The organism is Paenibacillus koleovorans NBRC 103111 (genome assembly GCF_004000845.1).
GTDB classification, from domain to species: domain Bacteria; phylum Bacillota; class Bacilli; order Paenibacillales; family NBRC-103111; genus Paenibacillus_AA; species Paenibacillus_AA koleovorans.
Genome location: NZ_BIMA01000068.1, coordinates 1 through 13,413 on the forward strand (window position 1 = coordinate 1; position 13,413 = coordinate 13,413).

Here is a 13,413-nt window from a genome sequence, read left to right on the forward strand (position 1 = left end):
GTGAGAGTCTAAGGGTTAACATAAGCCCAATCCTGCAATTTGAATATATTACCAGATCACCATCAGAATACCGCACGTTTGTTCCTGTGTAAACAAATTCCTTTTATACCTTATTATCAAGAGCCACAATTGCAGTTGCCTAGCAATGAAAAATGTTGTCAAGGTTTAATGACAAATGATATTTTAGTAGAAACTGGATGTTTTACAGTGTCCGATTATTGGACGCTACTTATCCTGGAGAGAGGTGATTTTTTTCATGAAATTTAAATACGGCCTCCCTGGAGAGGTTGGCATGTCCTCAAGTCGGATCGCCAACCTAGAAAAATTGCAGAAAGAGTGGGTAAATCAGGGTGTTTCCCCCATTATCGTTTCTCTGATTGCTAGACGTGGAGTCATCGTAAGCCACAATTTTTATGTGAATCCAGAGTATGAGCGGAATTACGGACCGGTAGATTTAAACACCATCTTCCCGTTAGCTTCCATTTCGAAATCGGTTACGGCCTCAGCCATCATGCTGCTGGTAGAGGAGGGCAAGGTCGCTGTGAATGTGCCGGTTCAGGATTATATACCGGAATTTGTCGGTGAACACAAGGAAAAGGTGCTGATTCATCACTTGATGACTCACACCTCCGGCATTGCCGAGGATTACATATGGAATGCGATGAATAAAGGAGAAGCTCCGTCTGATCGATCGCAGTGCCCTAATAATCAGCATCCTGAAGTGTTCAAGTACTTAACGGCTGGATACGAAGCGCCTCTGTCCTTTTTGCCCGGCAAGGAAATGAGGTATTGTGGATTCGCTTTTACACTGCTGACCGAAGTCATTAGGCGAGTCACTGGACAATCTTTCCCTGATTTTGTAGAAGAGCGTCTTTTTAATCCGCTTGGTATGGTAGACTCACATTTCTTGCTTCCTGAAAGTAAGTACTCCAGGGTAGCACAGCATCCGCCGAATGCTCCGTTCCCGGATTTCGCTCATTACGATCAGATTTCTATTCCATGGGGAGGAAGCGGGCTATGTTCTACCGTTATGGACATGGCGGTGTTCGCCCAGACTTTTTTAAATGGAGGCTCCTATAATGATCAACGACTATGGAGCAAGCTCAGTGTAGAGAAGATGACCTCAAACCAAATTCCGGGGGTGTCTTCAAGAATAGGCGATGAATTTTTCAGAGAAGCGTGCTGGGGACTAGCGTGGAATGTAAGTGGGAGCAAACAAGATTACACAGGTACGCTGCGATCGGAAAAAACATTCTCGAACTCCGGCAGAGGGAACACTCTGATTATGGTTGACCCTGTGAATGAAATGGTAATCTTGAACTTCCAAATAACGATGAAAAGGGTAAATAATCGGCCGTATCATTATTTCGAATATTTCAGCGACGCTGCACTATCGTGTATGGAGGACTAGGGTTGAGACGAAAATTCTGGTTTTACACCTCTTCTATAAAAAATGGGCATTGCATAGACTGATAAACGTCGGCAAATGACCAATACTTATGGAAACGGGTGAACGGCTTTTGGATAACATGAAAGCAAAGGCTTTGTGGTTTATGAACAGTGAAATTGAACGTACTCTTCTCCATCTGGAGGAGGGAATGATAAGTAAAGATCAAGCGATTGGCAGCCTCCACACGATTTTTCGAATCGCATCCGAGATCAGAAACGATGAATACATGCAGCTGATCAGTAAAATCACCGCTCATATTCGCAAAGTGCCTAACTATTTTCAGCTTCTGAAAGAGTTCCAATCCCGACTTCGTACGGAGCTTCAAGCGACCGCTTTATAAGCGGATATTTTTTCGATTTCATGTAACAGGCTGCCAATTACGGCAGCCTGTTGTCCTTCTATCTCTACTACACTATTATACCGTGGTTTCCTGAATGGCAGCCTCCGCTTTCTTCCGCGCCAATCTCCCCTTCAACCATTTCCAGCCCCCGCCGAAGATGGCCAGGACAACGATCCAGAACTTTTTGAAAAGCAGAAGGATGACGGCGAGCAACCCTGCTTTTTTGGCCACAGCGAGTCCGGCTCCGCCCAGAATCAAAGCAGTGAGACCATATTGCGAGACTTTGTCCGTAGAGGAATTAAAATCTTCATAGCGCTGGCCTGGCTTTTGCGTAATTTTGGGTAAGATTTCACGGGCTACGACTTGCTGATCATGACTGCGGTTAGCCGGATCCGTAACCAGGATGGCTGAAATATACCCGGTTCGGGTCAGGATTCGTTCGTCATAATTGACCAGCTCCACGCCGGACTGCTTCTCTCGTGCTGCAAGCGACCAAGCCAGACTATGGAGCGATTCATCATAAAACGGCTTGACGTCCCAGCCCGTAATCTCTAGCTGCCGATCCGCCGACAAGCGGGCATTCTGTTTCTCGGTCCCCTTCCGATAGCTGTCCAGAAGCGCGTTGGCATCTATCTTCGCTTTCTCATCATCCTTAATATGACCGGATTCGGTATATTCCAAGTAAAGCGCCCAGTTCTGATTCGAATCAACCGGATATACGCTGCCGATCTCGTTTCCAAATGGAATATCCCCGAATGATTTCATAATGGTTTTGGTGTCTTCCCCATTCAGGAATACAAAATTTTCGCCCAGCTCAAGCGTACTGGTCAAGCCCAGCTCGACAACAACTCCGCCTTTGATCCAGTTCACCTGGGGCAGGGTGGACGCAGGGGGATCTGCTGCAATTGCACTCCACGGGAAGACGAATAGCATGAGAGCGATTAGAATGAATACTCTTTTTAAAACTTCGGCGGCAATGCGTGGTTCACCTTTCAAGTGGCGTCCTCCCTAGTATTAGGCATCTATAGCCTATAGCGAAATAGTCATGCATCACCAGATTACCACATTCTGCCTGTACATGTAATATATTCTAAGATTTTTTTTGCGCATGAGATAATCCGGGGAGATAAGCTTTTATAGCAGAATAGGACGGGACGATAAGGGAAATATGATAGAATAGGGTTCATGCTGAAGCGGTGGTAATTCGTTTGTGATGAATGAGGGAGGACTTCTTTTTGAATAGTCTGGAAAAGGTTAGTACGGGGTTAAGAGAGTTTGATCAAGCAATCGACCACCTTCGGATAGGCGACAATGTGGTGTGGCAGGTGGACTCGGTATCGGGATACCGGATTATGGTCGACCCCTACGTGAGTCAAGCGAGGCTGGATGGGAGAAAGCTGATTTATGTACGGTTTGGCAACCATCCGCCGATTCTGGAGCACAGCGACGATATTCTTGTTTATCGCTTGAGTGCAGAGCATGGCTTCGAGAGCTTTGCGATGGAATTGAACAGTCTGGTTCGGGAAGAGGGCAGAGGCGCATTCTATGTGTTCGACTGTCTGACCGACTTGTTGGAATACTGGCACTCCGATTTGATGATCGGCAATTTTTTTAAGGTGATGTGCCCCTTCTTATATGAGATGGACACGATAGCGTATTTTGCGGTGATCCGAAATGTGCATACCTATAGTACGATTTCATCGATCCGGGAAACGACTCAAGTGTTGTTGGACCTCTATCAAGTCAACCACAATTACTACATTCATCCCTTGAAAGTGTGGGAGCGACATTCTCCGAAGATGTACTTCCCGCATCTCATCCAAGGACAGGAGGCTGTGGCCATCACGGCCAGCGCGGAAGCGACGAAGCTGTTTTCCAGCATCCGCCGGGGGGAGGAAAGGCTCGATTATTGGGATGTGCTGTTCAAAAATGCGGAAGAGACGCTTGATTTGGAGCCTGAACAAAAGGAGAGCACCAAGCGGCTGTTAATGTCTATTCTGATCGGCCATGAATCCAGAATGTTCGAGCTGTGCAACCGGTATTTCACCTTGGCGGACATTCTGAAGATTGCCTCAAGAGAGGTAGGCACCGGCTTTATCGGGGGCAAAAGTGTCGGGATGCTAATCGCAAGAAAAATACTGGAGCGCGACGGTAACGGGAGGTTCGCCCCCTATATGGAGCCTCATGATTCCTTCTTCATAGGATCCGACGTGTTCTACACCTATATCGTTCAGAACGGGTGGTGGAAGCTGCGCACCAAGCAGAGGACCAGCGAAGGTTATTTCAAGTATGCGCCTGAGCTCGGAGAGAAGATGTTGAACGGTAAATTTCCGGCTAATATTAGAGAAAAGTTTATCCAAGTGTTGGAATATTACGGTCAGTCTCCCTTAATCGTACGATCCAGCTCCCTGCTGGAGGATAATTTCGGGAATGCCTTTGCAGGAAAATACGAGAGTGTATTCTGCGTGAATCAGGGAACGCTGGAGGAGCGCTGTGAAGCCTTCGAGCAAGCGATCCGGATCGTCTACGCCAGCACGATGAGCGAGGAGGCCATTGCCTATCGCATGAATCGTGGGCTTTCGGAGAAGGATGAGCAGATGGCCATCCTCGTCCAACGCGTTTCGGGGGACCATTATAACCAGCTCTTTTTCCCTCATCTCGCCGGGGTAGGCAACTCCTCGAATCTGTACGTATGGAACAAGAAAATTAATATGGATGCCGGGATGCTACGTATGGTGTTCGGCCTGGGCACCAGGGCGGTGGATCGGACCGTCGGCGATTATGCCCGGATCGTGAGCCTGGATGATCCTTCGCGGTTGCCGCTGATGAACGTGGAAGATTATAAGAAGTTCTCTCAGCATTATGTAGATGTTCTGTCGCTCAAGGAAAATAAACTGACCTCCCTCAGCTCGGATGAAATAATGCACCAGGATCTAAAGGTCAACAAAGGGTTGTTCGCTTCGATAGACTATCAGACGGAGGAGCGGATGAAACAGCTTGGGATCACAGGGAGAAGCACGCCATACATTGTTGACTTTCAACAGTTGCTCGGGAGGACGGAATTCCCTGCCCTGATGCGGGACATGCTGTCTCTGCTGTCCAAGGTGTACGAGTATCCTGTGGATATCGAATTTACTGCGAATTTCACGGGAGACAACTCCTTTACCATAAACCTGGTGCAGTGCCGGCCGCTGCAAACGCGAGGGTTAGGCAAATCGGTCGAATTCCCGCAGCTATCGGATGTTCAGGATTGCTTCTTCTCTTCAAATGGCGATTTCATTGGGGGAAATGTGCGGCTGCCGATTGATTATGTCGTATTGGTCCGTGCCAAGCCTTACTTGGAGCGGGGCGAGCAAGGGAAATACGCGGTAGCCAGGCAGGTGGGCAAGATCAATAGCGCGCTGAAGGGGAGAAATGCGATGCTCGTCGGCCCTGGCCGATGGGGAACCTCCACTCCGTCGCTTGGCGTACCTGTACATTTCGCGGAGCTCAGCAACATGTCGGTGATCTGCGAGGTAGCCTCGTCTGAGGGTGGTATGGCGCCTGAATTGTCTTACGGCAGCCACTTCTTTCAGGATTTGGTGGAGACGGGTATTTTTTATGCGGCTATTTTCTCAGGACGGAAGGATGTGGTTTATAATCCGGAAGTCATCTTGGAACGCGAGAACTTGTTAGCATCCCTTCTGCCTGGAAGTGGTGAACCCTTCACCGACGTGATCCATGTCGCCGCCACGGATGGGATGGAAGTGTTCTCGGATATCGTCACACAGCGGCTGATCTGTATTCCTGGGTGAACAAGAAGAGCAACCCCCGCGGTTTGGGCCGTTGGGGGTTGCTTTTTTTGCATGTTATAGTCTCGTCGCCCCGCCGCCGGCAGGTTTAGCGGACAGGAGATTCGTTATTGTGCTGCTTTCAGCGTTTTTGGACTTTTGGCGGACACACGAGCCCTTATTTGACTTCCCGAATGCTCAGATAGCCGGTTTTCAGCTAAATAAGGGCTTCTGTGGCCGCCAAACTAGCGAAACGCAACTTTTGTCACAAATAAGGGCTTCTGTGGCCGCAAAAAAATTGAAGGTTGCCCGCACTCCCCGTAAAACAGCACTCCCGATGGTCACCGCTTTCCCAGTAGCTCTCACAGTCCCGCAGTCTCACAGTCCCGCAGTCCCGCAGTCCCACAGTCCCGTAATCCCGCAGTCTCACAGTCCAGTAATCCCGCAATCCCGCAGTCCCGCAGTCCCCAGTCCAGCAGTCCCAGTAGCTCTCACAGTCCCGCAATCCCGCAGTCTCACAGTCCCGTAATCCCGCAGTCCCGCAGTCCCGCAATCCCGCTATCCCGACGGTTCCCTCAACCCAAGCGGTCCCCCTGGTCCGGCGGTTGCCCTTGTTGTCCCGGCAGTCGCCCGGTGCCACCCCCGCTCCCCTGCGGTCCCCCACCCGCATCCCCCCTACAGCAAAGTCACAATATCCTTCTCCAACTTCTCCGGCGTGATCGTCGGCGCATAGCGCCGGATGACCTGCCCTTCCCGATCGACGAGGAATTTCGTGAAATTCCACTTCACGCTGCGTATCCCGAGGAATCCCGGCTTAGCGTGTGTCAGAATGCCTCCTAAATGAGATCCCTTGATGCTGTCCGTCAGGGGATCTTTTCCTACTTTATAGTTCAACAGGGATTTCGAGCAATCCTCTCCGATCGGCTCTTCAACGCGATTAACCGCTCTGATATTAAGAATGGCACCAAAATTTTAAGCATGGAACATATACGGGCACATGGCTGCATCCTTAAGATGGAAGCGTATCCAAGGCAAGTAATACCCATATCAAAGGAGAGGATGTTTTTGAGCTGATCGGTTTTTACGAAACAACCCCAACCAATTCCATATCCGAAAGGAGTCACAAAAGAATGAGCTTGAAGTGGTTAACTAAGAATGTGGCAATGCTTTTAACTTGTATCATGGTGCTCAGCCTCCTGCCCCCTCCTCCCCCGATTCAAGCGGAGGTTGCGGCCCTTTCCAAATTGGAGGCCAAGCTAACAATCAACGATACGATCGTGATCAAATGGACTGCGGATACGACCTGGAAGACGGCCACTGCAGCCGTATACGCGGCGGATTCTGCGATTGACTCGACAACCATCGGTCAGGCCACCCTTGTAGCGGCGAACCAGCCGGCCAGCGGGACTTACACGGTCGATCTGAAGGTCAATCCCCAGCTGCAGAAGAACTATTTTGCGATTCAGATGACGGACGGCTCGCGTTCTGCTGTGATCGGCGTGGAGCTATACTCCTTCCTCCCTCGAATTAAGCCGGGACTGTTGAATTTGCAGCATCCGCATCTGTTCACCACGGCAGAGGAGATAGAGACGCTCAAGGGGCTTATACAGACCGATCAATGGTATAAAAATACGCTAGGTGCGATGCTCGCCCAAGGCGAGACGGACATGCTCAACTACGGCACCATGACGGTCGTCCCTGCCAAGAATAACGACAAGCACCGCTACGCGTTCGAAGCGTCCAGGAACTTGGCCAACCTATACGCCTTGACCGGCGATTCGTATTATGCGGAAGGCTCCAAGAACATCCTGTTGCGCTATGCCGACTACTATGCCACCGGCGCAGACGCATACATTTACAACCAGAAGAAGGACGACGGCAATGCGGTTTTCGCTTTCACATGGGCGTACGATATTCTCTATAACAGTCCTGTGCTGACCGCAGACGATCGGGAAAAGATCGAAAACGGGCTATTCCGCAAAATGGCCGAGCAGCTTCGCAAGCTGTTCCGATACCCGATGGCGAACCAGGGTTACACGAACTGGGCCGTCGCAACGATCGGCCTCCTGCTCCATGAACAAGAATTTATCGATTACGCCTTCGATGATCCTGGATTCGGGCTCAAATACAACATGATTAACGGATTCCTCGACGACGGCTTATGGTGGGAGGAAACCATCAGTTACCATGAGGTTCGGCTAGAGGCGTTTATTTGGCTTGCGGAAGCGGCGAGACGGAGCAATTACGATCTGTACGGGCTCGCTATGTCCGGAGCGCGCAATCCCGATCAGCCGTATCCTTATCCGGGACGGAGCATGTACTCGGAGAATAAGAGCATTAAGGATCTGCTGGACGTGCCGATCTATTACATGTTCCCGAATATGTATCGTCCGGCATTCGGAGACTCCGACAAGAACGGCTTACAGCCCTCGTACGTGTACGAAGCGGCTTACAACCAGTATAAGGATCCCAAGTATGCATGGGTTATCTCGCAATATTTTGGGCCATCCCGTAATTTTACCGGCACCCCCGCTCTCCCTTTCACGATGTTCTGGGCGAAGCCGACGGTAGAAGAATACGAGTTTACGATCGGCAACGGGTATTTTAACAAACTGGGTTACAACAAACTCGGCAGCACCGTACTCATGGACTCAGGTCAGACGATTCTGCGTTCGGAAGGCGATCAGCACAATTCGAATAATCTCGCCTTCAAATGGGATAACCTGGGCACCCCCGGACATACGCACGCCGACAAATTAAATATCATTTTATTCGGACTGGGCAAGGAAATTCTTGTCGATCAGGGCCGCTTCACTTATGGCACGGCACAGCACAAGGAATACGCGAGGCACACGATCGCCCACAATACCCTGGTTGTGGATCAACGTTCGATGGCGCCGCAGAAAAACACAAATGTGGAGTTTCAAGGAGATCCGGAAGGCACCACGACCGCCGGTTATTTGAACGCGCTTTCCGTCGGGCCATTGTTCAAGGTTGCTCAAGGCGGGAATGACAGGGCTTATGAGGATCTGGGCGTTAAGCTAAATCGTACGGTGATGGAGATAGACGATTATGTGGTCGACGTGTTCCGCGCCAAAAGCGACGGTACCCACAGCTATGACTATCCGCTAACGATCAACGGCTTCATGGAGAGCACCACGATCCCATTGGTGGCGGAATCGCAGGCCGACAAGAGACTGGGCACTACGATGGGCTACAAGTATATTAATAATTTGAGCCGCGCTTCGACTAGCGACCTCTGGCAATCGGATTGGACTCTGGGGGTAAAAGGCCGTTTCCGTACGACCATGCTGGGAGAAGCGGACACGGAGATTATTAAAGGGACCGGCACAAACCGGAGCGGTGTTTTCGACAATCAATTGATCATCGCACGCCGCAATGGACAGCAGAATTCAACCTTTTTCAACGTGATGGAGCCGTATCGGGAAGCGAGCGAGTTGCGTACGATCACAAGCTTGCCGGTAACGGGCGAGCAAGCCTATGATGTGCGTGCCGCCCAGATTGTGACGCCTAACAAGTCTGCGACCGATGTGGTCATGACAGGAACTACCGGTGTGCAGAAGACTGCCGGAGGCCTGAACAGCGATGGAAACGTGTCCTTCATGCGGAAGGTTGCGGGCGAAGAAACGGTGGTGGCTGTTGTCAATGGCAAAAGTGCTTCCGGCCAAACGCTGGGGTTGAATTTGACTAACGCAGCAACGGCCCAGTTGTCCAAAGTGGCTGCAGATGCTTACCGCTTGGACTTCGACGGCACCCTGTCGACACCGGTTTCGCTTAACGGAATGCCGGCGGATTCTCTCGTGTTCGAGCTGGCGTTGAAGGATACGAACGAGCTGACGCCGGTAACGCATACGGTTGTGAACGGGGCCGTCAGCTTCACCGCCGATCCTAATCGTACTTATGTGATTGCTAAAGCTAGCGGTCTTGCCTCCTTACCGGAGCCGACCAAGCTGAAGATGGGCATTGAGACGGATGATTCCACAATCGGCCAAGTTAAAGTCGTTGAAGTCGATCGCGACGGCATCCTGATTGAGGCGGAGGACTTTACGCTCGAAGAGGGCGGAAAAGTAACGATCAGCTTCAAGAACGGCTCGCATTCAACGCTTAACAAGCTGGGCGATACTTTCTTCGGCTGGGATAAGCGGGACCATATTTTGGAGTGGAAATTCACAGCTCCGGAAGCGGGCAACTATCGCGTCACGATGCGTTATGCGTCGGCCGTGTATACTTCCGTGAGAGCTTTCCAGATCGACGGAAGCAAGGAAAAGTATTTCTATTATCCGAGAACCAATACATGGAATGATCGCGAGAACGTGGTGCTGCAAAACGGAGATGGCCAGGACCTGGTGTACTACCTGGAAGCTGGCGAGCACACGATCCGAATGACCAATTTCACAGCCGGATTAAACCTGGACTACTTCGTTCTGACCAAGGTGAACGATATCCCTGTTACCCTAAAGGCAAACGCCGCGGAGCTAACCGATGGGATGTCATTCAGCGAAACCGTACCGGTGTTGTTTGACGCAGCTCCTCAAGGATTAGGCACCGATGAATATGCAGTGGAGTATTTCTTGGATTCCCAGAGCATCCCTTCGGGTACAGCGTACGATTTCACCGGAAAAGCCGGCTCTCATACGATTAAGGCAAAGGTGACGGTCCATACCGGCCAAGTTCTTTTTGCCGAGAAAACCTTTACCGTGAGTCCGCTTGAGCGTCCAGCCGCTCCTGCGAATGTGACTGCCGTGAGAGGGGATCGTCAAGTCGCCTTGAACTGGAATGCGGTCTCGGAAGCTACCCAATATCATGTATTTAAGACCGAGACTTCAGGGCAGTACAGCGACACACCGCTTGCTACCGTAACTGCACCTGGTTATACCGCGCAAAGCTTAACGAACGGCACCTCTTATTCCTTTACGGTGAAAGCAAGCAACGCGGCAGGCTCGAGCGTTGCTTCGAATGAAGTAACCGCTACTCCAGCGACCGTACCCGGAGCTCCTGCGGATGTGACGGCTGCAGCCGGAGACGGTCAAGCTACGGTTACGTTTACGGCACCGGCAAGCAACGGCGGCGATGTCATTACAAGCTATGAGGTGAGCGCTTCCCCAGGCACCGCGGTCAAGACAGGAGCGACAAGCCCGCTCACCGTTACAGGCTTAACGAATGGAACGAGCTATACGTTTACCGTAAAAGCAATCAATGGAGTGGGCGGCAGTGAACTCTCCGCACCGTCCAACGCCGTGAGTCCGAGTGCGACGCCAACACCAACGCCAACACCAACGCCGACTCCGACTCCGACGCCAACACCGACACCGACAGCAACACCGACAGCAACACCGACAGCAACACCGATAGCTACACCAACAGCTACACCAACAGCTACACCAACAGCTACACCGACGGCAACGCCGACAGTAACGCCAACAGCAACTGCTACACCAGGACCGACAGCAACTCCTGCGAGTATGGGAACGGAGAAGACAACCGAACGAAACGGCCAATCCGTAACCACCGTAACTGTCGACCCTCAGAAGCTGGAAGCGAAACTGGCTGCGGCCGAAGGGCCGGGTACCGTCATTACAATTGAAATGAACACCGGATCGGATCGTGCCGTCGGGGAACTGAGCGGTCCAATGATGCAGAGCCTCGTGGATAATCAGGCGGTTCTGGAACTCAAAAAAGCTCAAGCCACGTATGCGCTTCCCGCGCAGAAAATTTTCCAGGCTATTCAAGAGCAAGTCGGACCGTCTGCCGCGCTTGAGGATATCCGAATTCAGATTGAGATCGCTACGCCATCGGCAGACATATTAAAAGTTGTTGAGAATGCTGCGGCAAAAGGAACATTCACCATTATCGCACCGCCTATGGAGTTTACCGTCCAAGGAACATTTGGCGATACAACGATCGAGCTATCGAAGTTTGATGCTTATGTAGAACGAACGTTGGCACTTCCAGATGGCGTTAACCCGGATCAGGTGACGACGGGAATCGTGGTGGAGGCGGATGGGACGGTTCGTCCGATTCCAACCAAGATCGTCACGATTGACGGGAAGCATTATGCCGTGCTCAACAGCCGTACCAACAGCACGTACACCGTCGTATCCAGCGTGCTCGAATTCCGCGATGTGACCAACCATTGGGCGCGCCATACGGTGAATCAGATGGGTTCCCGCATGATCATCAATGGGACGGAAGAAGGTGTATTCAGCCCGGATCGGGACATTACCCGCGCGGAGTTTGCCGCCGTCATCGTTCGCGGACTGGGGCTGAAGCTGGAGAATGGACCAGCGCCTTTCTCCGATGTGAAGCAAACCGATTGGTACAACAGCGCAATCCATACGGTGCATGCGTATCAGTTGATCAGTGGCTTCGAGGACGGTACATTCCGGCCGAACGACCGGATTACCCGTGAGCAGGCTATGGTCATTCTCGCGAAAGCCATGACGCTCACCGGCTTGAAGGCGAGGCTGCCGGTTCTATCCATAGACGCAACCTTGCGTGCGTTCACCGATGCGGCAGAGGCGTCCACATGGGCGCAGAGCAGCGTTGCGGATAGCGTCCAATCCGGTCTGGTATCGGGCAGAAGCGAGACGGAGCTTGCTCCTAAAGCTTCCATTACCCGAGCCGAGGTTGCCGTGATCGTGGAGCGACTGCTCCAGAAGTCTGGATTGATTAACTAGCCCGCTGCTCGGATACACAACAAAAACCCGCCAATCGGCGGGTTTTTGTTGTATGATGAGTCGGCCGTATTAAGACGAGCCGCTCCTGAAAAACCGATACTACCGGGGCTGCACCCTCTAAGTAGACGACCAAGTAGACCAAGTTTACCCTACATCGCGCACTAGTGTGCAGCGATTGGCTCCAAGTGCCTCTGCAAGAACTGAATCACCTTGCGCGCGTGCTCCTCCCCGACTTCATGCCCGGAGAACGGATAGTCGTAGATGCACTTCTCCACCTCCAGCCGATTGTAGGCGGCGTAGACCATCTCTGGCGGACATACCGGATCCTTCCAACCGACCGACATCAGCACCGGAGCCTTGAACCGATGGGCGAGGTTCACAATGTCGAAGTGGGCCAGCGTATCGAGCACCGCGTCCAGCCGATCCGGGTAACGCTTCACCAGAGGGGCGAGCTCCGACACGGAGCCCGTGGAATGCATCACCCCGTAATCCAAGCGGCACATATTCGGAATGTCGGCCGCCACTACCGCCACCTTATCGCTCAGCGCCCCGGCGAGCAGCGCGATCCCTCCGCCTTGACTGGCGCCAATCGCCGCAATCCGGCTCGCATCGACCTCCGGCTGACAAGCGGCCACCTCCATCGCTCGGATTACATCCGTAGCGAGCGCCATGTAATAGCTGCACTCCTTGTCCAGCACCCCCATCGAGACCCAGCCTCGCGTCCAGCCGTGCTCCTGCTCCATCCGGTTACCCGTCTCCCCCAGCTGCCCACGCGCGTCAACGGCCAAGACGGCATACCCGAGCAGCAGCCATACGGCATATCGCTCCTCCAGCCCGCGGTCGCCTGCGTAGCCCGGGAATTTGACGACGCACGGCAGAGGGGTCCCCTTATTGCCGATTACTGCCGCAGGCACCATGAACCAGGCGTGAATAGGCGTCCCGTCCAAGCCTTCATATATCAACTTCTCCGTCCTCACCGTCGGGAAAACCGAGGGCTGCGGCTCTCGGCAAACATGCAGCGGCTTCTCCTTGGCCAACCGAATCTTCGGCTCCCAGAAAGCGTCGATCCTCTCCGGCTCCATCGTCAGGGCCGGCCCAAGCTGGTCCAAGTCCCGTTTGCGTCTTGCTACTGCGTTCATCTGCTTCAGTTCCTCT

6 protein-coding genes are annotated in these 13,413 nt (G+C 52.3%); 4 read left to right on the forward strand and 2 right to left on the reverse strand.

Annotation, left to right across the window (positions count from 1 at the left end; translation table 11 throughout):
- Nucleotides 1-256 precede the first annotated feature (256 nt).
- Nucleotides 257-1,411, forward strand: coding sequence for a serine hydrolase domain-containing protein (locus tag PKO02S_RS20440; protein ID WP_127585700.1), 1,155 nt, complete (start codon nucleotides 257-259; stop codon nucleotides 1,409-1,411).
- A gap of 187 nt (nucleotides 1,412-1,598) precedes the next feature.
- Nucleotides 1,599-1,790 carry a hypothetical protein gene (locus PKO02S_RS20445; protein ID WP_127585701.1) on the forward strand — a complete coding sequence of 64 codons (192 nt, stop codon included), beginning with the start codon at nucleotides 1,599-1,601 and terminating at the stop codon, nucleotides 1,788-1,790.
- A 75-nt stretch (nucleotides 1,791-1,865) separates the two neighbouring features.
- Here the strand turns inward: PKO02S_RS20445 and PKO02S_RS20450 are convergent, their stop codons facing one another.
- A complete protein-coding gene (locus PKO02S_RS20450) occupies nucleotides 1,866-2,786 on the reverse strand; it encodes a DUF2167 domain-containing protein (RefSeq protein ID WP_127585702.1) in 921 nt (306 codons plus the stop codon).
- 239 nt (nucleotides 2,787-3,025) lie between these two features.
- On the opposite strand from PKO02S_RS20450, the gene PKO02S_RS20455 reads away from it, so the two are divergent.
- Together PKO02S_RS20455 and PKO02S_RS20465 are read left to right on the forward strand one after the other, a co-directional pair.
- The gene (locus PKO02S_RS20455) at nucleotides 3,026-5,584 is read left to right on the forward strand and encodes a PEP/pyruvate-binding domain-containing protein (protein WP_246067149.1); all 2,559 of its coding nucleotides are present in this window, start codon (nucleotides 3,026-3,028) and stop codon (nucleotides 5,582-5,584) included.
- Nucleotides 5,585-6,690: 1,106 nt separating this feature from the next.
- The gene (locus tag PKO02S_RS20465) at nucleotides 6,691-12,258 is read left to right on the forward strand and encodes an S-layer homology domain-containing protein (protein ID WP_127585704.1); all 5,568 of its coding nucleotides are present in this window, start codon (nucleotides 6,691-6,693) and stop codon (nucleotides 12,256-12,258) included.
- Between the two features lie 161 nt (nucleotides 12,259-12,419).
- Here the strand turns inward: PKO02S_RS20465 and PKO02S_RS20470 are convergent, their stop codons facing one another.
- Nucleotides 12,420-13,397, reverse strand: coding sequence for an acetylxylan esterase (locus PKO02S_RS20470; protein WP_127585705.1), 978 nt, complete (start codon nucleotides 13,395-13,397; stop codon nucleotides 12,420-12,422).
- Between the last annotated feature and the right edge of the window lie 16 nt (nucleotides 13,398-13,413).